Source organism: Pseudomonas frederiksbergensis, from assembly GCF_003732705.1.
In the GTDB taxonomy this organism is placed as follows: Bacteria; Pseudomonadota; Gammaproteobacteria; order Pseudomonadales; family Pseudomonadaceae; genus Aquipseudomonas; species Aquipseudomonas frederiksbergensis_F.
The window spans coordinates 38,656-58,921 of the sequence record NZ_MOBR01000007.1 but is presented as its reverse complement, the minus strand read 5'-3'; the positions used below and the strand labels follow the sequence as shown (position 1 = coordinate 58,921).

The following is a 20,266-nucleotide window of genomic DNA, read 5'->3' as shown; positions in this document are numbered from 1 at the left end:
ATCAGCTCCGACGGTCGTTATTCGCCGCTGCCAGTTCGCGAACCTTGGTGGCCGCGTCCAACAGAAGCTGACGGTCCAGAACGCCTTCGTGAACTGCCGCCACAATGGCCTCGGCGATGGCATCCAGGCCCGATTCGCTGGACACCAGCAACAGGTGCGCGCCCGCCGCCAGCGAAGCAACAGCGGTGTCGGTGATGGAATGGCCCCTGAGAATGGAAACCGCATCCAGGTCATCGGAAATGATCAAGCCGTCGAAGCCGAGGGTGTCACGCAAAACTCCGATCACCTTGGCCGAGGTCGAGGCTGAGTGATCAGGGTCAATGGCCGGGAAAACCGCAGGCCCCGGCATCACCGCTTGCACACCGGTGGCGATGACTTGCTTGAACACTTCCAGGTTGTCATTAAGCAATTCCAGCGGTCCGGGCACCGTGGCTTCAGCGATTGCCGGATCCTGCTCGGTGACGTAATGGCCGGGAAAGTGCTTGGCGGTGGCGATCACTCCGGCGCGCTGTACGCCGCGAATAAAGGCACAGGAAACCCGACTGACTTCGACCGGATCGGCGCCCAAGTGCCGGTTGTGCAACCACGGGTTGGCGCCCGTGACCACATCGACGATCGGCGCCAGGAACAAATTGACCCCCAGGGTTCGCGCCACGCTTGCCATTTCAAAGCAGCGTTGCTCAATGTCTTGAGCACTGAGGCTCTGGAGCTGTTCTCTCGAAGCAACGGCCGGCACCAGTTGATGCAGACGCTCGATGCCACCGAGTTCCTGATCCACGGCAATCAGCACGGGCGCCCCGGCCAATGCCGCCGCCTCTGCGGCGATGTTGATAAAGTCAGCCTGGGTCTCGGTGCTCTTGCGCGCCGGGCTCATGTCCCGGCCGACGTACTCGTCCCGGGTCTCACCGAGCAAAATGGAAACGCCGCCACGGTTCAAATAACGACGGACGTTGTCGTCCAGGCGCAAATCCCCGAACGCGGGCAGCAGGACCGAATACGCAGCTTGATGCAGTTCGCTTGACATCGCTTTTCCTCAACACCGTTTTTTTGAGCAGAACGCTCAACTTTATTGACGCATGACGGGGTGCCACGCATGATACCGCTCAACTTCGAGCACAAAATATGCAGCTTGTGCTCGTTTGCGCTCACTCTACACAGGGAATCGATTTAGTCAATGCTCACTCATGAAGCTTTCCCAGGCGAACGGCAGAACCTGATCGCGCAACGGCTGGCGACCCATGGCCGGGTCCTGGCGGGCGATCTGGCCCAGGAATTCAATGTTTCCGAGCATTCGATCCGGCGCGATCTGGCGGCACTGGCAGAAGCGGGTATCTGCAAGCGGGTCTATGGCGGGGCTATTTCCGTGGCACCGGTACGCGGTGGCGACCATGCACAGGCTGATCGCAAAAGCTCACTTGGGCTCGCGGCAGCGGCGCTGATCCAGTCCGGCCAACATATCTTTATCGATGGCGGCACCACCAACGCCTCGATTTCGAGCGCAATCGATCACAACCTCGCAATTTCCATCACCACCAATTCGCCAGCGATTGCACTGGAACTGGAAAAACTGCCATTGGCCGATGTGATCTTGCTGGGTGGGCGCCTGCACAAGGCGACCGGCAGCACCGTCGGGCTAACGGCGATTCAGCAGTTGTCGAACTTCAATTTCGACCTGTGCTTTTTGGGCGCCTGCGCGATTGATGCGGTAAAAGGCGTGACGGCGTTCGACATGGACGATGCGGAATTCAAGCGCACGGTGGTTTCCCGAAGCGGCCAGATCGTGGTCCCCGCGACCAATGAAAAACTGTCGAGCATCGCGCATTACCAGGTCGCGTCCTGTGAGGAACTGGGTGTATTGGTGGTGGAAAAAGACGCCCCGGCCGAACGCCTTGGCCCGATTCAGGCCAAGGTTTCAAACATCGTGGTCGCGTCCTGACCACGGGTTTACCGTTCAGGAAAAACCACCCAGGCACGCCGTCGACTGGATTCGACGCAAGCCTGGGACAGCAACACGCCACGCACGCCCTCATGAATATCCGGCAACGGCACGGACGTCGCCGTGCGCCAACCGTCCCCGGCATCGAGTGCCTCGGCGAAATCGGCATAGAGCACGGCCAACGCCTCCAGATAACCCTCGGTATTGCCCGCCGGCAGACTGGTGAAGGTCAGTGTCTGCGCCGCGTTGTCGCTCTGGCCGCGACGGTAAATGCGATCGGCGCCGTCGATGGGGGTGAACAACAGTGTTTCCGGCGACTCCTGGCACCACTCGAGTGACGCCTTGCTACCGACGATCTTGAAACGCAATCCATTGCGATGACCCGGTGCCGCGAAACTGGCCCACAGCAGGCCGTCCGCGCCACCCTCAAATTCCAGTTGGACCACACAGGTGTCGTCCAGGCCCCAGCCGGGTACGACGGTGCTCAACTTGGCGTTCAGGTTCGTGCAGCGTTGGCCGGAAAGGAATTCGAGCATGTTGAAAGCGTGGGTCCCGACATCGCCCAACGCGCCGGTCGGGCCGGCCTTCTGCGGGTCGCCACGCCACGCGAGACTCTTGCTCAAGCCGTCGACGCCCGGCGCCAGCCACTCCAGCAAATACTCGACATACATAAAGCGGATGTCACCCAATTCCCCGGCCTGGATACGACTGCGCGCATCCCGGACCATGGGATAGCCTTGGTAGGTGTAGGTCACCGCGAAAAACGTGTTGTTGTATTCAGCAAGGCGCGCGAGCTCGTGGGCTTCCTGCGGGTCATTGACCAATGGCTTGTCGCAAATGACCGGGATCCCGGCTTGGAGAAACAGTCGGCACGGTTCGAAATGCAAGTGATTGGGCGTGACGATGATGACCGCGTCGATGGGGTCTGGCCGACGGGATTCGGCGGCGGCCATGTCCGCAAATGACAGGTAAATCCTGTCTGGCTCAAGACTGAACGCCGCTCCGGCCTCACGGCACTTGTCCGCGTCCGAAGAGAAGGCGCCGGCGACAATATCAAAGCGATTGCACAAGCGCATGGCCGCACGATGATAACTGGCGAAATAAGCGCCCTGCCCTCCGCCCACCATGCCGACCTTGAAACGCCTTTGCCGTGGAATGTCGTCGGTTAACCTTGCCATTGTTCAAAGACTCCAATAGATAAGTACGCCCCACGAAGTATCAACCGTGCCTCTTTTTATCTCCATTTCGCACGCCTTCGATACATGACGCGTACTGAAGCACCCGGACCGCCAAACAGTATCTTTCAGACGAAACAACATCAGTTGTTACCTACGAAAAATCAATGTGTTACTGGCTGGGGTCGGGAGTAACCCGAAGGCTCTGGACTGCCCCGTCCGGCCAAGGTTTTCCAAGGATTATCAGCACCAATCAAAGCGAAAACAGGCTGCATTCGCCTGTTTATAAAAGATCCCTGTGAATTGAATAAACCGGCATAAAACCTGCTTGGCTTAATGGCAGGAAATTCAAGCACTTGTGGTTAAGCAAAGGGTTATTTCGATAACTGCGCTATAACTTTTATAACCGACTTCTTAATTAACCAGACCCCATCGAGATAACAATGCCCAGCCGAGGAGATCAGCCCCCCATGTCGTTGACTGCCGCCACCTCGCATCCCGAGCGACAACAGGTTCGCAGTGACTTGCAGGCCAATGTGCAAAAGAACTTGAGTACCCTGGTCGAGTCCTGCCGGTCAGTGGCCGACATGTGCCGCAAGGTCGACGTCAATCGCCAGCAGTTCAACAAGTACCTGGTGGGTCAGCACGTTCCTTCGCAGAAGATCCTGCAGAAGATCGGTCGCTATTTCATGATGGAAGCCGAGGATCTGTTCCGCCCACCGGCTGAATTCAAGAAGTTTTATGAAGGGTATGAAAACGAACTGCCGACGGACTTGCGTGCCTCGGCGCAATTCAATCACTTCCTGCCACTGGCCAAGCAGTCGGCCGATCTGCTCGAAGACTATCTGGGCGTCTATTACCGGTACCACAACTCATCGATCTACAAGGGCCGGATTCTGCGTTCGGTCACGTGCCTGTATCGCGCCGATTCGATGGTGCAGTACGTCACGGTAGAACGTTTCCCGTTACTCGATGGCAGCGGCAAGATTGGCTACTCATTTACCTATCACGGCTTTTGCCTGTTGCTGGGGGACCGTTTGTTCCTGGTGGACTTCGAAGGCAAGCAACGCAACGAGATGACGTTTTCGATCCTGACCCCGCAGCATCGCCGACCGATCCGCTTCCTGTATGGCCTGGTGACCGGCGTCGCGTCTTCGTCTTTCCGCCAGCCCTTCTCTACCCGAATGGCGCTGGGGCTCGTGGACAAAGGCAAGATCCGCAAGCATCACCTGCGCAATGCCACCGCTGTCCTGCCCAGCGACCAGTCGTTACCGTTGGAAGTGCGCGAATACATGACCGGCGACAACGCGACCATCGTGTGGGGCGGTCAGGATTGAGGCGGTTGCTCACCGCCCTTTTCATCGTCATTCATGGCTTTGCGAAAGCCCTTGATGGACTCACCGACATCCGTGCCCAGGTGCTTCAGTTTTTTGGTGCCGAAAACCAGCACCACCACTACCAGAATGACGATCCAGTGTTTCCAGTCCAGAATTCCCATCGCTTTATTCCTCTGCAAACCCGTTGATTAATTCAACCGCGAACCGCGCGCCGTGATCACCTCGACCAACGACGGCCCCTTGCTGTTCAGGGCCTTGATAAAGGTTGGATTGAGTTGTGAAGCGTGCTCGACCCGCCACGCCTCAAGACCGAAATTGCGGGCAATGCCGGCAAAGTCCGGCGAGTAAGGTTTGCCGTCCGGCAAGTTGAATTCGCCGGCCCGATGCTGCTCGACGATGGGTGTCTGCACATCGCTCAATGACACATATCCACTGTTGTTAAACACCAGGAACACCACCGGAATGCTGTGCATCACGCACACCGCCATCTCCTGCATCGACTGCAAGAAATCCCCGTCGCCCACGGCACACACCACCTGACGCGCCGGCATGGCGAGCTTCGCGCCGATGGCCGCGGGCACCGCCCACCCCGGCGTACCGACACGGCCGGTGCACAGGTGATTGCTTGGGAACATCTCCCGCGCGATGGCCTCGACACGCCCCGCGCCGATGACCAGCACCGCATCTCTTTCCAGCACTGAGTGCAACTCGGCCAAGGGCTTGTGCACGGTCAAAACCGGAAGATCGCTGACGCTGTCCTCGATCCTGTGCGCCACTGGCTGCTCACCCGGCGCGGCTGTTTTCAATCGCGGATCCGGCCGTTGCACTTCGCTGGTCGCCCGTAACGTGGCGGGCGCCAGGCTGACGTCAAGCGAGGCGTTCTGGACAGCGTGCGCAATCTCCAGGCTGACCGGGCCGACCCGCCCACTCAACATCGTATCGAACGACTGACGCAGGGCTTGCGGCAGCTGCTCAATCGACGAGACCTGCACATGTTCTTTGGTAATGCCAGGGACCAACCCCCCTGTGGGAGCGGGCTTGCTCGCGAAGACGCCGGCAGATCCAACATCTATGTCGCCTGACACTCTGCTTTCGCGAGCAAGCCCGCTCCCACATGTGGCCCGGCACCGATCACCGGTGGGAGTGTGCGGGTCAAAAAAAACACCGTCATCACTGATCACCAGCATCGCCGATGAGTCCGCCAACGCGGCCGCCATCGCGCCCAAGGCTTTCGATATACCCAGCGGGACGGGCAGCAACACCGCCATGGGACGACCGCAAGCGCGGAAATAGCCGTCAGCCAGATGCACCGAGCTTTGCTCCTGCATCACTTGAATGAACGGGATATCGGTGCCGGCCGTCAGCAAGGCTTCGACCACGGCCCACGAGCCGTCACCCGGCATGCCGGCCACATAGTCGACACCGTTCGCTTTCAGCGCTTTCGCCACAATCTGGCCGCCAGTGAGTTTCACAGGACACTCCAATCAAAACCTCAGGATCGCGATTGGAGTATTCGCCGGCAGCACCCGCCACTCAATTTCGCACCTGCGGCAAAAGAGACGCAGGTTGACGCAGCTCATCCATCCATCTCACCCGTTCAGGGAGAACTATGGTTATGGGGAGTCTGCTGCGCCGATTAGGTCACTTTGATGCGTCAGAGTGCGTCGCTTTTAAAGATGCTGCGAAATTGAGTGCTCTGCCTGCCAGGCCAATACTCGATCCATGAAAACAACAAGCCGAGCCTATCAAGCGCTGGGCGCGCCGCTTCAAGTCTTGACCTTGCAACCCGAGGAAAGCGGCGTAGCCCAGCCAAGGAAGAGTCAATCGGATCAGTGGAGATCGACAGCGCAATGCCCGTTCCATCAGGCATTTTCGCGCCGTCAATCTCCCCAGCTGCAAGGGACCAATGCTGGCCATAACACTGCCGATCTACAGACATTGCTAGTCGCTAATCGTTTGCTAACCACCACCCTAGGCAGGAACTCGAAATGAAAAAAGAAACAGAGACGGGTTATGGATTGACCGGCATTGACCTGGATTCGATTAGCTTGAAACGGCGCACGTTTTTGCTCGGGGCCGCCGCCTCTGCCGTGGGGTTATACGTGGGTTCTTTCGTGCCCAGTGCGTTTGCCGCGGCGGGTGGGCACCTGGAGATTCTTGGCTGGGAAGGTGAAACCGGTGACGCGGAACTGGCCGACTGGCGCAAGCAGCGTGGCATCACCGTACGCTCCAGCTACGCCAGCAACCAGGACGACATTACCGCGCGGCTGGCCGGCTCCGATCCGGTGCAGCTTGACCTGACCATGTACGCGCTGGGCTACGAGACCATCTACCAGGAAATGGGCCTGCTCAAGGCCATCGACACCTCGAAGATCCCCAATTACTCGCAAGAAAATACGGTCCCGCTGTTCTACAAGGGCAAACGCTGGTTCTGGGATGGCAAACAGTGGGGCGTGCCGCTGCTGTGGGGCATGAACACCATTGTCTACAACCCGAAAAACGTGAAAAAGCCTACCGAGTACAAGGACCTGCTGGATCCGAAACTGAAGGGCAAACTGACCTTCGTCGATGACGGCACCTCGAACTGGTCACTCATCGCGATCATTGCCGGCTACGGCGACAAGTTCCCCAACCTGACCCGTGCCGAATTCGACGACGCCTTCGAAAAACTCAAACCGTACCGCGATCAATGCCGGGTCTTTGCCGCCTCTTCGGGTGACGCAGTTTCCCTGCTGGTGTCGGGCGAAGTGGACGCGGTGTTCTCGGCGTCCGCCAACACCCCGAGCGAAACCGTCAAACGCGGCGTCACCACCGCGCTGTCCGTTCCCAAGGAAGGCGCGGCCCTCTGGTGCGATGCCTTGTTTATCCCGAAAACCGCGAAGGATGTCCCGCTGGCGCTGGAGTTCATCAACAAGACGCTCGAAGCCGACACCCAGGCCAAGATGGCCACCACCATGTTCTCCGGGGTGGTCAACCAGAAAGCCGTTCCACTGCTGCCGGCCGACCTGCGAAACACCTTCGACTACGCAAACCTGGACAGCTTTTTCGAGAAGTCAAAACTCTACGGCCAGCCACCCCTGAGCTCCGACAAGTATGTGACCTATGCTGAATGGATCGATCAGTGGGCGAACTTCAAAGGCTCGTTCTAGAGCGGCCGACCAGCCGCGCGATTTAGAGGCTGGTTTGAACGGACGGTTATTTGAGGGTGCGTGTTTGCGGACACGCACGCCTGCGCGCTCGCCAAAGCGCCCTCGTTATCGATAAAAACAAAGGCACAACAATCATGAACGTAGTCAACAACAGCGAGCCCATCCTTCTTGATGAACGGGAATCGCAGGCCGGTAAACACGTGAAAATCGACAAAAAAACCCTGAGCGGTTATTTGCTGGCGTCGCCTCCCCTGTTTTTCCTGGTTGTGTTCTTTCTCATCCCGTCGGTGCTGCTGCTGGTCGCCAGTTTCTGGACCGCCAAGACCTTCAGCATGGAACCGGCCGCCACCCTGGCCAACTATGCCAGGGCCCTTGGTGCCAGCGGGTTTTACGACTCGCTCTGGATCGCACTGCAAAACGGCTTCTGGACGGCCGTGCTGTCAACGGTGATCAGTGCCCCGGTCGCCTATTACATCGTGTATCGCACCCGCTCCAACGCCGTGCTGTACCTGGCGTTGATCTCGTGGTTTTCCAGCTATCTGGTGCGGGTCTACGCCTGGCGTTCGATCCTGGGCACCAACGGCGTGATCAACTCCACCTTGCTGCACCTGGGCCTGATCGATCAGCCGCTGGACTGGCTGGTGTTCAGCAAGTTTTCCGTGGTGCTGACCCTGGTCCACATCATGCTGCCCTTTACCCTTCTGCTGCTGGTGTCGGGCTTGCGCGATATCAAAAAGGACTACCTCGAAGCGGCCGCCGATCTGGGTGCCAGCGGTGCCACGATCCTGTGGCGGGTGATCATGCCGATGGCGCACAAGAGCATCGTCAGCTCGTTCATGTTCACCTTCGTCCTCGCCGCCAGTGACTACGTCACGCCGCAGTTGCTGGGCGGTCGAGATGCGATGACCACCGGCCTGGTGATCGCCAACCAGTTCCGCTCGGTGGGCAACTGGCCGCTGGGCGCGGCGATGGCCTACCTGCTGCTGATTGTTTTCATGCTGGTCTATGCGCTGCTGCTGGGTGTGTTGCGGGCGGCCAACCTGGCGCCCGGCAAGCGTTACCACGACTGAATGCCGCCCATAACAACAAGGTGACCGCCATGATCAGACTCTTTACTTACGTTTACATGTTGTTTCTCTACGCGCCCATCGCGATTATCACGCTGTTCAGCTTTCACTCGTCGGCCTCGTTATCGTTCCCTTTCGAGGGCTTCTCCACCCAGTGGTATGAGGCGCTGTTCAACAGTTCGGACTTCATGACGGCCCTGACCAACAGTGCGATCGTCGCGGCGGGCTCGACCGTGCTCACCACCCTGCTGGGCACGTTTTCGGCGCTGGCGCTGATGCGCATGAAAGGTCGGGTGAAATCGGTCTTCGCCTTCATGAACTTCGCCCCCATCGCCCTGCCCGGTCTGTTCCTCGGAATCGCGCTGGTGATTTTCTTCTCGCTGATCGGCCTGCCGCGTTCGCTGCTGACCGTGGTCATCGGCCATACGTTGTTCACCTTTCCGTTTTTCGTCGAGTCCGTGCGTTCACGCCTGGAGTACTTCGATCTGTCGTTCGAAGAAGCGGCCCGTGACCTGGGCGCCACACCGCTCAAGGCGTTCTGGCTGGTGACGCTGCCGATCATCGGGCCGACGATTGCCGGTGCCGCGATCCTCGCGGTGGCGCTGTCGATGGACGAATTCCTGATCACCGTGTTCGTCACCGGCAGCGACACCACGCTGCCCCTCATGATTCTTTCGATGATGCGCCGCGCCGTCAGCCCAACCATCAATGCCGCCTCGGTATTCATGCTGGTCGTGACCATCGCCATCATCGTTATCGCCGGCCTGGTCATGACCCTGCGCCGTCGTCGTCTCGAACTTGAACGTGCTGAAACTGCAGAGTAATCACCATGACCAACAGTATTGAACTGACCGGCATCTCCAAAAGCTACGGTGGCCTGACTGCCCTGGGCAAAGTCGACCTGACCGTCAAGCGCAACGAAATCCTGACCTTGCTCGGCCCCAGCGGCTGCGGCAAGACCACCCTGATGCGCATCATCGCGGGCTTCGAAGAACCCACCACCGGCAAGGTCGTGATCGATGGCAAGGACTCCACGTCCCTGCCGCCGGAACAGCGCCCGGTGAACATGGTGTTCCAGAAATACGCGCTGTTCCCGCACCTCGATGTGTTCGACAACGTGGCGTTCGGCTTGCGTTTGAAGAAGAAACCGAAGGATGAGATCAAGCGTGAAGTGACCAAGGCGCTGGAATTGGTGCAGCTGGAAGGCTTCAAGAATCGCTGGATCTCCGAGCTCAGCGGCGGGCAGGCGCAACGTGTCGCACTGGCCCGGGCGCTGGTGAATCGTCCCGCCGTGTTGCTGCTCGACGAACCGCTGGCGGCGCTGGACCTGAAGATTCGCCACCACATGCTCAACGAGATCAAACGGATCCACGAAGAAACTTCGACCACGTTTGTGTATGTCACCCATGACCAGGATGAGGCGATGATTCTGTCTGATCGCGTGGTGTTGCTGAACAAGGGCGGTATTGAGCAGATCGGTGGGCCGCAGGAGATGTATTGGTCGCCGCGCACACTGTTCGCCGCGAAATTTTTCGGCGACACCAATATCGTCAACGGCACGTATGGGCTGGGCGATACCAGCAATGGCTTTGTCGATCTTCCGTTCGGTCGCTACGCACACACGGCCAAGAACAGCCTCGGGGCCGGGCCGGTGAATGTGTCGATCCGTCCTGAAACCATCGGCCTGGAGCCAGCCCTTGGCGCAGCGCTGGCTGACGGCGCGTTTGCCGGGAAGGTGAAAGACACGTCGTTCATTGGCAACCGGGTTATTTACCGGGTGGCGGTTGCTGGCGGCACCATCGACCTCAAATGCCAGCAACTGCCGACCCCGGGTAGCCTCACACTACCGCCCGGAGCGGACGTGGCGCTGACCTGCAAGCCGGATAGTTTTGTGGTGATACCGGCATAGACAATTACCCCTGCCGAGACCGGCGCGGGTTTTATCAACCACTTCAACGCTGGATCATGACCTCTTTCAGAAGAGCATGATCCGGCGTTTTTTTTGACCTGAGCGGAACACCACAACTCCAGTGTGGGAGAGAGCCTGCTCGCGAAGGCGGAGTGTCAGGCGATATGATGTTGGATGTACCTATGTCTTCGCGAGCAGGCTCGCTCCCACAGGGAGGCTGTGTCGGGCCCAAGTTTAGTCGGCGACGCCAATCCAGTGTGGGAGCGGGCTTGCTCGCGAAGGCGGTGTGTCAGGCGACATGGATGTTGAGTGTGCCGGCCTCTTCGCGAGCAAGCTCGCTCCCACAAGGGGGCTGTGCCTGGCCCAAGTTTTGTCGGCGACGCCAATCCAAAGTGGGAGCGAGCCTGCTCGCGAAGGCGGTGTATCAGGCGTTATTGATGTTGGAAGTGCCGGCCTATTCGCGAGCAGGCTCGCTCCCACAGGGGGGCTGTGCCGGGCTCGGGTTTTGTGGGCGATGCCGGTCCAGTGTGGGAGCGAGCTTGCTCGCGATGGCGGTGTATCAGGCGATATTGATGTTGGAAGTGCCGGCCTATTCGCGAGCAAGCCCGCTCCCACAGGGGGATGTGTGTCGGGCTCGGATTTTGTGGGCGACGCCAATCCACTGTGGGAGTGAGTCTGCTCGCGAAAGCGGTGTGTCAGGTGACATGGAGTTGGATGTGCCAGCCTATTCGCGAGCAAGCCCGCTCCCACAGAGGGACTGTGCCGGGCTCGGGTTTTGTGGGCGATGCCGGTCCAGTGTGGGAGCGAGCTTGCTCGCGAAGGCGGTGTATCAGGCGACATGGATGTTGAGTGTGCCGGCCTCTTCGCGAGCAGGCTCGCTCCCACAGGGGGGCTGTGTAGGGCCCAAGTTTTGTCGGCAACGCCAATCCAGTGTGGGAGCGAGCTTGCTCGCGAAGGCGGTGTATCAGGCGACATGGATGTTGAGTGTGCCGGCCTCTTCGCGAGCAAGCTCGCTCCCACACGGGGGCTGTGCAGGGCCCAAGTTTTGTCGGCGACGCCAATCCAGTGTGGGAGTGAGCCTGCTCGCGAAGGCGGTGTGTCAGGCGACATGGATGTTGAGTGTGCCGGCCTCTTCGCGAGCAAGCTCGCTCCCACACGGGGGCTGTGCAGGGCTCGGGTTTTGTGGGCGATGCCGGTCCAGTGTGGGAGCGAGCTTGCTCGCGATGGCGGTGTGTCAGGCGATATTGATGTTGGATGTGCCAGCCTCTTCGCGAGCAGGCTCGCTCCCACAGGGGGACTGTGTCGGGCTCGGGTTTTGTGGGCGATGCCGGTCCAGTGTGGGAGTGAGCCTGCTCGCGAAAGCGGTGTGTCAGGCGACATGGATGCTGGATGTGCCGGTGTCTTCGCGAGCAGGCTCGCTCCCACAAGGGGATGTGTGTCGGGCTCGGATTTTGTGGGCGATGCCGGTCCAGTGTGGGAGTGAGCCTGCTCGCGAAGGCGGTGTGTCAGGCGACATGGATGCTGGATGTGCCGGCCTATTCGCGAGCAAGCTTTGCTCCTACGGGGTGGGGGTCAGGCTTTGAAGTTGTTCATCAGCACTTGTTGCTGGTTCGCCAGGTCGTTGAGGGATTGGCTGATGCGGGCGGATTGATCGGCCTGTTCTACCAATGCGCCGGTCACGTCCCTGATCGCCGAGACGTTGCGGTTCACTTCTTCGGTCACTGCGCTCTGTTCTTCGGCCGCGCTGGCGATTTGCAGGTTCATGTCGGTCATGATTTCGATGTTCTGGCTGACATTAACCAGCGCACCGGCCGCCTCCAGCGCCTTGGCAGCGCTGGCGTCTGCCTGGCGGTGCTGGCTCTGCATGGCATTCACCACATCGCGTGTACCGCTTTGCAGACTTTCGATCACGCCCTGGATCTCACTCACGGAATCCTGGGTGCGCTGGGCCAGATGACGAACCTCATCGGCCACCACCGCAAAGCCCCGCCCCGTCTCCCCGGCCCTCGCCGCTTCAATGGCAGCGTTCAACGCCAACAAATTGGTTTGCTGGGCGATGGTGCGAATGACATCGAGCACGCTGCCGATTTTCTCGCTGCTGTCGGCGAGTTGACGGACTCCGGTCATGGCGCCGCTCATGTGATCGGCCAGCGACTGAATGGAATGCGCCGCCGTCTCGATCGTACCTTTGCAGGACCGCGCAGCGACGTCGCCATTGCGCGCGGCGGTCGCGGCCATGGACGCATTGCGCGCGACGTCCTGAGAGGTGGCGCTCATCTCATGGGCGGCGGTGGCGACTTGCTCGACTTCGCGCAGTTGTTGCTGCATGCCGCTGCTAGTCCGGGTCGCGATGGAAGACGCCTGGTCCGCCGTGGATCGAGTCTCCAGAACGCTTTGGCTGACCTCGGCAATGATCGGCTGCAGCTTATCGAGGAAGCGATTGAACCACCCCACCAGCGCGCCCATTTCGTCGCGCCGCTCGGCGCTCAACCGGCGAGTCAGGTCACCCTCGCCATTGGCGATGTCTTCCAGCATGGCGGACACCCGACGAATAGGCCGTGTGACACTCACCGCCAGCAACCCCATCAACAATGTACCGGCCACGGTGACACCGATCCCGGTGGCCACTTGCAGCATGATCGACCGACGATTGGATTGCTCCATCACCTGCTGCATCGCCGCGACCGAGGCCATCAGCGTGGCGCGCGGCACTTCGATGACGGTCATCCATGGGCTGGCGTTCGGAATCGGGGAAAACGGCACGGCGAGCATGACGTTGGCGCTGCCAGCCTCATCGAGGGTCAGGGTTTTACCCGACTTCGCGCCTTCGAACATCTCAGCCGCCTGCTGCGGGTAGAGGTCCTTGATGGCGGTCCCCAATGCCGCCGGATCACCGCTTCGGCCCATGACGGCACCGGCGGCGCTGACAAAAGTCAGCTGCCCCTGGCCTTCGAACAGCGAGGTACTGGCTTTCTGCGCGATGTTTTGCAGACTGCTCAACGGCAGGTCGATGCTGACCACGCCAATGAATTTGCCGCCATCCATCAATGGGATCGCGATGCTTGAGGTCAGGGTCGGCACACCGTTGAGCTGGAAGGTATAGGGCTCGATCAAACAGGCCTTTCGGGTTTTCTTCGGGCAGTTCCACCAGGCTTTGCCAGGGTCACCGTCGTCCAACATTTCCTTTTCGTCGAGGACGAAGTTCTGCATCGACGAGACGTACACCGCAAACCGGCCCTTGGCATTGCCGGTGAATTCGGCGCCATTGATGGCGCTCCCGTCGGCACCGTCCAGTGCATTCGGTTCGAAGGAGATGCCAACGCCGAGGATCTCCGGAGTGGTCGCCACTTGCGCCCGAATCAAGCGGTACAGATCGCCACGCAACTGCGCCGCAGCCAAGCCATTTTGCTTGGCTTGGCGACGCATCATCACGACCTGTGTGGCCAGGGAACGGGTAAACATCAGGCTGCTGAGGAATCGCTGCTCAATTCCGTTGGCCTGCAAGAACCCCGTCGCCTCCAGGTATTGCATGGACGCCTGGGACAGCGCCTGGGTACTGGACTCGCTGACCACCGCCGAGGTGTCGCGCATCTGAAGAATCGAAAAACCCACCAGGCACAGCACCATGGCAAACAGGCAACTCCCGGCAGCCAGCGTAATTCTTGTTTTAATCGACAAGGTTCCCATCGCATCGCCTCACTAAAATCCAGCCTGGAACAACGAGTTCTTTCGAGCGCTTCAAAAAAAAGCTCCCCATACGGAGAGCCTGAAAACACTTGGAAAGACGGTGAGAGTGACCAGCAGCAGCGAGAAACGACCCTTTTTCTCGCTACCCGCTTGCCAAGTGCTGCAACCGGGCCATAGCCCTCAAGCGGTTTTCTTGTAGCGACGAATGCGGATATCCGCCTGCTCCTTGTGCCCGGCAAAGCCTTCCATGCCGCACAAGCGCGAGCAGTATTCGCCGACCAGCACCGACGCCTCGTCCGTCAGCACACGTTGGTAGGTGCAGGTCTTGATGAACTTGCCGACCCACAAGCCGCCGGTGTAACGCGCGGTGCCGGTGGTGGGCAGGGTGTGGTTGGTGCCAATCACCTTGTCGCCGTAGGAAACGTTGGTCCGTTCACCGAGGAACAGCGCACCGTAGTTGGTCATGTGTTCGAGGAAATACAAGGGCTCGCGGGTCATCACCTGCACGTGCTCGGAGGCAATCCGGTCGGCTTCCTGCACCAACTCGTCGACGGTGTCGCACAGGATGATTTCGCCATAATCGCGCCAAGCGATCGACGCGACTGGCGCGGTGGAGAGGATGGCCAACTGGCGTTCGATTTCCGCCGGCAGGGCTTCTGCCAGTGCCAGGCTGTTGGTCAAGAACACCGCAGGCGAGTTAACGCCATGCTCGGCCTGGCCCAGCAAGTCAGCGGCGATGATTTCAACATCGGAACTGTCATCGGCGATCACCAGGGTTTCGGTAGGGCCGGCGATCAAGTCGATACCGATTTTGCCGAACAGTTGGCGCTTGGCTTCCGCGACATAGGCGTTGCCCGGCCCGACGATCATGTCCACCGCTTTGAAGGTGTCGGTGCCCAGGGCAAACGCAGCAATTGCCTGCACGCCGCCGACGCAATAGATCTCATCGGCACCGGCCAGGTACATCGCGGTGACGATGGCCGGGTGCGGTTTGCCATCAAACGGCGGTGCTGCGGCGACCACGCGTTTCACGCCCGCGACCTTGGCGGTCAGCACACTCATGTGCGCCGAGGCCAGCAACGGGTATTTGCCGCCGGGGATGTAACAGGCCACGGAGTTCACCGCAATGTTGCGGTGCCCCAGGATCACCCCCGGCAGCGTTTCCACCTCGACATCGTGCATGGAGGCTTTTTGCACTTCGGCAAAGCGGCGGACTTGTGCCTGGGCGAATTTGATATCGCCGATTTCCTGCTCCGAAAGACTGGCCACACACGCCGCGATTTCTGCGTCGGTCAGGCGGAAGGACGTGGGCGCCCACTGATCGAATTGCCTGGAGTATTCACGCACAGCGGCGTCGCCGTTCCTGGCGATGTTGGCGATGATCTGCTCCACCGTATCGCGAACTTGGGAGGCGATCTCGGCTTGAGCTTCGACAGGCTTACTTTTTTTCAGATAACGAATCATCAATTTGCTCCAGGTGGTTCTTGAGGGCACGCCAGATGCACTCAGCATTGGCGACCATCTTTTCTTACCCCCCTGCCCCGGGCAATTTCGCAGCCTCCTTATTGATGACGCAATCTGACGCAGCACAGACGCAGTGTTGAAGCACTGACAACGGCAACTTCCGTTATTCGTATAACCTTTTCTTATTAAAACCTGACGACCTGGTCTTTCTAAGAATGAACGGACATCCAAGACCCGCGCCCTTAAAGGCTTAGAAGCCCGTGCATCAAGGGCCGCAAGCGACCAGGCATCAAAAGATTTACATAGGCATTGACTTAGCAATTCGGAGTGATAGCTTAAATAAGCGGTTATACGTATAACCTAATAATCACACCCAACTTGAAGAGGTGACCAACCGTGAGTCGAGTCTTGTATCTATTCGGTGGCTGGCCCGGCCATTACCCCTATGAAATTGCTGCATGGGCCCGGACCGTTTTTCAGGAGCTGGATTTCGAGGTCGAAGAGTCCACCGACATCTTCACACTGGACAGGGACTTGACCGGTTACGACCTGATCGTGATCGGCTGGAACAACGCCGTCACCACGGAAACCCTGACCGCCTCCCAGGAAAACCGCCTGCTCGAAGCCATCGAAAGCGGCACCGGGCTGGTGGGTTGGCACGGTGCGGGCGCGGCTTTTCGCGCCAGCCTCAAGTATCACTGGGTGCTGGGCGGATCGTTTCTTGAGCATCCGATGGGCGAAGGTTTTCCCCATCCGTACCAGGTCAACGTCATCGATCACAGCCATGAAGTCACCCAAGGCGTCGAGGATTTCGAGGTGCGGTCCGAGCAGTACTACATGCAGGTCGACCCGAACATCCACGTATTGGCCGAAACCACGTTCGACGGCAATCCGTTCCCATGGCTCAAGGGCCATCGCAGCCCGGTCGCCTGGGTTCGCCAGTGGGGTCAGGGCCGGGTGTTCTATCACTCGATCGGCCACGACACCAGCAACCTCGCCGACCCCAATATCCGCCGCCTGACCAAGCAGGGCCTGAACTGGGCGACTCGCGGACGCGCAAAAAGCATCGAGACCTCCACCCCGCTTTCATCAACCCAAGGAGTCCTGTCATGACTAAATTGACCGGCAGCCAGATCGTGGCTCAAACCCTGAAAAACTATGGCGTCGAATACGTCGCCGGCATCCCCGGGCACGGTATCTGGACCCTCACCGACGCCTTCCTTGAGGAAGACTCAAAACTCAAGTTCATCCAGGTCTTCCACGAACAGAGTGCGGTGCACCTCGCCGACGGTTACTACCGGGTTAGCGGCAAGCCGATGGCGGCGGTCACGTCCATCGGTGCCGGCGCCGCCAACACCGTGATCGGCATGGCCACCGCCTTCACCGACTCCACCAGCCTGATGCTGATCACCGGCGGGCCGCCCACCCACATGCGCGGCCACGGTTTGTTGCAGGAGCTGGAACGCTACACCGACAACGACTTCCCGAAAATCGCCGAAGCGGTGACCAAACGTCACTGGGTCGCGACCCGCGTTGAAGAGTTGCCGTTCATGATGCATCGGGCCTGGAGCGCGATGGTCACCGGCCGCCCGGGTCCAGTGCACCTGGAAATCCCGATGGACGTTCAGGCCGAAGCCGCTGAAGTCACCCTGCATGCCCTCGAAGAACGCACCCCGATCGGCAAGTGCTTCCCGGACCCGGCGGCCACCGCCCGTGCGGTTGAAGAGCTGAAGGCCTGCAAACGCCCGGTGCTGGTGATCGGCGGCGGTGTCATCACCGGCGAGGCCAGCGCTGAAGTGCTCGCCCTGGCCGAGGCCTGGAAGATTCCAGTGGTGACCACCTGGAACGGCAAAAGCGGCTTCCCGGAAGATCACCCGCTGTTCGCCGGCAGCGTCGGTCAGACCGGCACGCTGTGCGGTAACCAAGTGGCGTCCACCGCCGATGTGATCATCGCCGTGGGTTGTCGCTTCACCGACTGGTCGTCGTCCAGTTATGCCAAAGGCGTGACCTTTGCGATTCCGCCGTCGAAGCTGATCCACATCGACATCGATCCGCACGAAATCGGCAAGAACTACCCGGTCACCGTGGGCATCTGCGCCGATGCGAAATACGCTCTGGCTCACATCGTCGAAGGTTTGAAAGGCCAGACCGTGGACCGCGAGGAATACCTCAGCGACCTGCGCGGCTATCAGGATGAATGGGAAACCAAACTGGCGGGGCGTCGCGACTCCGATCGCTTCCCGTTTACCTCGCAACGTCCGCTGGGCGCCCTGCGCAAGATCTTCCCGCGGGACACCATTGTGGTGGTCGGTTCCGGCAACACTCAGGGCGCGGTCAAGCAGACGTTCCCGGTGTACACACCGCGTACGCACCTGACCTCGGGCGGTTTCTCGTCCATGGGCTGGGCGGTGCCTGCCGCTATCGGCGCCAAACTGGCGGCGCCGAATCAACCGGTGGTGTGCATCCTCGGCGATGGTGACTTCCTGATGACCTCCCAGGAAATTGCGATCTGCGTGACCAACAACATTCCTGTGGTGTTCATGATCCAGAACAACGCCGGGTACATGTCGATTCGCGGTGGCCAGCGCAAGCAGACCAGTCGCCACATCGGTACCGAGTTCAACCACCCGGATGGCACGCCGTACAGCCCGGACTTCAAAGCCGTCGGCGAAGCGTTCGGCCTGAAATCCTATCGCGTGGAGCGCCCGGAAGACCTGGAGCCTATCCTGCAGGAAGCCCTGGACCTGAACGCGCCGGTGCTGATCGAGATCCCGACTGACCGTGACGCCGCAGGTCCTTGGGTGCCGGGCTGGTGGGACTTCCCGATTCCGGCGTACATCACCGACGAACGCCAGGACGAGTACCAGGAACTGCGCAACTCCGAACAGCACCTATAAGAACTGGAGCAGCTCAAATGAGTGATGCCTTGATTTCGCATCATGCAGAGCTGAATCCACAACCGGGGGCGCGCCGCGAGCGGCGCGTCCTCGACGTGGTGACACCTGATGCAGATGGCAATATCAACTGTGATGTCGTGATTATCGGCTCGGGCATGGGCGGTTCGACCTTTGCCCATGCGTTGCGCGAGAGTGGGCTGGATATTGTGATCGTCGAACGGGGTGATTTCCTGCCCCGGGAAATACAAAACTGGAGTACCGAATCGGTGTTCGGCGACGGCCGTTATCGCAATGCCGAGCAATGGCTGGATGAATCCAATCAAGCGTTTTCCCCCGGCGTTTTTTACTATGTCGGTGGCAACACCAAATTCTATGGCGCCATGCTCCCTCGGTTTCGCGAAGAGGATTTTGGCGAGATTCAGCACGCCGAAGGCGTGTCCCCCGCATGGCCGATCAGCTACGCGGAACTGGAACCCTGGTACGCCGAAGCTGAAAAACTTTACCGGGTGCATGGCCAGGCGGGTATCGACCCCAGCGAACCCTGGCGCTCGGGGCCTTTTCCGCAGCCGGCGCTCAAACATGACCCGGCCCTGGCCCCGCTGGAGCACAGCATGCGCCGCTCCGGGCTCAAGCCCTTCGTGATGCCGGCGGCGGTGGATTATGGCGATGGCGGTGACTGCGTATTGTGTTCAACCTGTGATGGCTATCCTTGCCTGGTCGATGCCAAGGCTGACGCTGAAGTATCGGCGCTGCGACCGGCCCTGCGCAGTGGCACGGTCAGGCTGATGACCCGCACCACGATCAAACAACTGATCACCAGCACCGATGGCCGCAGCGTGACCGAGGCCCGTGGCCTGATCGATGGCCGCGACGTGACGCTTCGCGCCAAACGCTTCGTGCTGGCGTGCGGTGCAGTGAACAGTGCAGCGCTGTTGTTCAAGTCGGCGAACGAGCGGCACCCGGAAGGCCTGGGCAATAGCTCCGGGCAACTGGGGCGCAACTACATGGTTCACAACAGCACCTTCATGCTGGCGGTGGACCCGCGACGCAAGAACAAAGTGATCTTTCAGAAGACCCTGGCCCTTAACGACTGGTACAGCGCCAGTCCGCACAATGCGTTTCCGCTGGGGAATGTGCAGATGTTGGGGAAAATCCGCGAGCCGATGATCACATCGATGCGCCCGTGGCTGCCAAAGTTTGCCTCGCGCTACATCACCGACCACAGCGTTGATCTGTACCTGACGTCTGAAGATTTGCCGACACGGGAAAACCGGGTCACGTATGACCAGCAACGCGGCGCGATCAAGGTCCATTGGACGCCGAACAATCTCAAGGCCCATGAAGGTTTGGTGAGCAAGACCAGTAAAGTCATGCGCGAGGCGGGTTATCCGGTGATTCTGAAAGCGCGCATGGGGATCGCCACCAACTCGCATCAATGCGGCACCGCCGTGATGGGCACCGACCCTGCTTCAAGCGTGCTGGATGTGAACTGCAAGCTGCATGACCTGGACAACGTCTGGGTGGTCGACAGCTCTTTCTTCCCGTCATCGGCGGCGGTCAATCCGGCGCTGACCATCGCGGCGAATGCCCTGCGGGTGGCGGCGAATTTCACCAAATAACCTGTGGCGAGGGAGCAAGCTCCCTC

Annotated in this window: 13 protein-coding genes and 3 pseudogenes; 9 read left to right on the top strand and 7 right to left on the bottom strand. The window is 59.8% G+C overall.

The features are described 5' to 3' along the window. Position 1 precedes the first annotated feature (1 nt). Positions 2 to 1,024 (bottom strand): glycoside hydrolase family 3 N-terminal domain-containing protein, encoded by a 1,023-nt coding sequence (locus BK667_RS08045; RefSeq protein ID WP_123597277.1) that lies wholly within the window; start codon positions 1,022 to 1,024, stop codon positions 2 to 4. Between the two features lie 150 nt (positions 1,025 to 1,174). Between BK667_RS08045 and BK667_RS08040 the strand changes: the two genes are divergently transcribed. Then, positions 1,175 to 1,936, top strand: coding sequence for a DeoR/GlpR family DNA-binding transcription regulator (locus BK667_RS08040; RefSeq protein WP_123597276.1), 762 nt, complete (start codon positions 1,175 to 1,177; stop codon positions 1,934 to 1,936). 8 nt (positions 1,937 to 1,944) lie between these two features. Here BK667_RS08040 and BK667_RS08035 read toward each other — a convergent pair whose 3' ends face one another. Continuing rightward, entirely contained in the window at positions 1,945 to 3,114 is a 1,170-nt protein-coding gene (locus BK667_RS08035; protein WP_123597275.1) for a Gfo/Idh/MocA family protein, read from the bottom strand. 467 nt (positions 3,115 to 3,581) lie between these two features. Here BK667_RS08035 and BK667_RS08030 point away from each other — a divergent pair, with 467 nt between their 5' ends. Further along, positions 3,582 to 4,448 carry an XRE family transcriptional regulator gene (locus BK667_RS08030; protein ID WP_123512810.1) on the top strand — a complete coding sequence of 289 codons (867 nt, stop codon included), beginning with the start codon at positions 3,582 to 3,584 and terminating at the stop codon, positions 4,446 to 4,448. Positions 4,449 to 4,456: 8 nt separating this feature from the next. Here BK667_RS08030 and BK667_RS08025 read toward each other — a convergent pair. Both BK667_RS08025 and BK667_RS08020 read right to left on the bottom strand, forming a co-directional pair. Next, a pseudogene (locus BK667_RS08025) lies at positions 4,457 to 4,609 on the bottom strand (twin-arginine translocase TatA/TatE family subunit); the annotation flags it as partial. A gap of 27 nt (positions 4,610 to 4,636) precedes the next feature. Further along, positions 4,637 to 5,920 (bottom strand): thiamine pyrophosphate-dependent enzyme, encoded by a 1,284-nt coding sequence (locus tag BK667_RS08020; RefSeq protein ID WP_123597274.1) that lies wholly within the window; start codon positions 5,918 to 5,920, stop codon positions 4,637 to 4,639. 516 nt (positions 5,921 to 6,436) lie between these two features. Here BK667_RS08020 and BK667_RS08015 point away from each other — a divergent pair. The 4 genes from BK667_RS08015 to BK667_RS08000 all read left to right on the top strand — a co-directional run bounded on the left by BK667_RS08015 (position 6,437) and on the right by BK667_RS08000 (position 10,573). Continuing rightward, positions 6,437 to 7,597: an ABC transporter substrate-binding protein gene (locus tag BK667_RS08015; protein WP_123512806.1), complete on the top strand. Its 1,161-nt coding sequence runs from the start codon at positions 6,437 to 6,439 to the stop codon at positions 7,595 to 7,597. 134 nt (positions 7,598 to 7,731) lie between these two features. Then, positions 7,732 to 8,667, top strand: coding sequence for an ABC transporter permease (locus tag BK667_RS08010; protein WP_123597273.1), 936 nt, complete (start codon positions 7,732 to 7,734; stop codon positions 8,665 to 8,667). 29 nt (positions 8,668 to 8,696) lie between these two features. Then, positions 8,697 to 9,488 carry an ABC transporter permease gene (locus tag BK667_RS08005; protein ID WP_123512802.1) on the top strand — a complete coding sequence of 264 codons (792 nt, stop codon included), beginning with the start codon at positions 8,697 to 8,699 and terminating at the stop codon, positions 9,486 to 9,488. A 5-nt stretch (positions 9,489 to 9,493) separates the two neighbouring features. Continuing rightward, on the top strand, positions 9,494 to 10,573 hold the full coding sequence (locus tag BK667_RS08000) for an ABC transporter ATP-binding protein (RefSeq protein ID WP_123512800.1): 1,080 nt from the start codon (positions 9,494 to 9,496) through the stop codon (positions 10,571 to 10,573). 1,572 nt (positions 10,574 to 12,145) lie between these two features. Here the strand turns inward: BK667_RS08000 and BK667_RS33930 are convergent. The 3 genes and pseudogenes from BK667_RS33930 to hisD all read right to left on the bottom strand — a co-directional run. Continuing rightward, positions 12,146 to 12,685 (bottom strand): annotated as a pseudogene (locus BK667_RS33930) (methyl-accepting chemotaxis protein); the annotation flags it as partial. Positions 12,686 to 13,003: 318 nt separating this feature from the next. Next, positions 13,004 to 13,999, bottom strand: a pseudogene (locus BK667_RS33925) (methyl-accepting chemotaxis protein); the annotation flags it as partial. Between the two features lie 441 nt (positions 14,000 to 14,440). After that, positions 14,441 to 15,724, bottom strand: coding sequence for a histidinol dehydrogenase (hisD, locus tag BK667_RS07975; protein ID WP_123597268.1), 1,284 nt, complete (start codon positions 15,722 to 15,724; stop codon positions 14,441 to 14,443). Between the two features lie 396 nt (positions 15,725 to 16,120). On the opposite strand from hisD, the gene BK667_RS07970 reads away from it, so the two are divergent. Genes BK667_RS07970 through BK667_RS07960 form a run of 3 tightly spaced genes read left to right on the top strand, consistent with a single transcriptional unit; the run spans position 16,121 to position 20,240 of the window. Further along, positions 16,121 to 16,837, top strand: coding sequence for a ThuA domain-containing protein (locus BK667_RS07970; protein ID WP_123512794.1), 717 nt, complete (start codon positions 16,121 to 16,123; stop codon positions 16,835 to 16,837). After that, positions 16,834 to 18,621, top strand: coding sequence for a thiamine pyrophosphate-binding protein (locus tag BK667_RS07965; RefSeq protein ID WP_123512792.1), 1,788 nt, complete (start codon positions 16,834 to 16,836; stop codon positions 18,619 to 18,621). The genes BK667_RS07970 and BK667_RS07965 overlap by 4 nt, the downstream gene beginning before the upstream one ends. A 17-nt stretch (positions 18,622 to 18,638) precedes the next feature. Continuing rightward, on the top strand, positions 18,639 to 20,240 hold the full coding sequence (locus tag BK667_RS07960; RefSeq protein ID WP_123597267.1) for a GMC oxidoreductase: 1,602 nt from the start codon (positions 18,639 to 18,641) through the stop codon (positions 20,238 to 20,240). The last annotated feature ends 26 nt before the right edge of the window (positions 20,241 to 20,266 follow it).

Coding starts and splice junctions, on each gene's coding strand:
- BK667_RS08015 (WP_123512806.1), top strand. CDS start 6,437: ATGAAAAAAGAAACAGAGACGGGTTATGGATTGACCGGCATTGACCTG.
- BK667_RS07960 (WP_123597267.1), top strand. CDS start 18,639: ATGAGTGATGCCTTGATTTCGCATCATGCAGAGCTGAATCCACAACCG.
- BK667_RS08040 (WP_123597276.1), top strand. CDS start 1,175: ATGCTCACTCATGAAGCTTTCCCAGGCGAACGGCAGAACCTGATCGCG.
- BK667_RS08010 (WP_123597273.1), top strand. CDS start 7,732: ATGAACGTAGTCAACAACAGCGAGCCCATCCTTCTTGATGAACGGGAA.
- BK667_RS08000 (WP_123512800.1), top strand. CDS start 9,494: ATGACCAACAGTATTGAACTGACCGGCATCTCCAAAAGCTACGGTGGC.
- BK667_RS08030 (WP_123512810.1), top strand. CDS start 3,582: ATGTCGTTGACTGCCGCCACCTCGCATCCCGAGCGACAACAGGTTCGC.
- BK667_RS07965 (WP_123512792.1), top strand. CDS start 16,834: ATGACTAAATTGACCGGCAGCCAGATCGTGGCTCAAACCCTGAAAAAC.
- hisD (WP_123597268.1), bottom strand. CDS start 15,724: ATGATTCGTTATCTGAAAAAAAGTAAGCCTGTCGAAGCTCAAGCCGAG.
- BK667_RS08035 (WP_123597275.1), bottom strand. CDS start 3,114: ATGGCAAGGTTAACCGACGACATTCCACGGCAAAGGCGTTTCAAGGTC.
- BK667_RS08045 (WP_123597277.1), bottom strand. CDS start 1,024: ATGTCAAGCGAACTGCATCAAGCTGCGTATTCGGTCCTGCTGCCCGCG.
- BK667_RS08005 (WP_123512802.1), top strand. CDS start 8,697: ATGATCAGACTCTTTACTTACGTTTACATGTTGTTTCTCTACGCGCCC.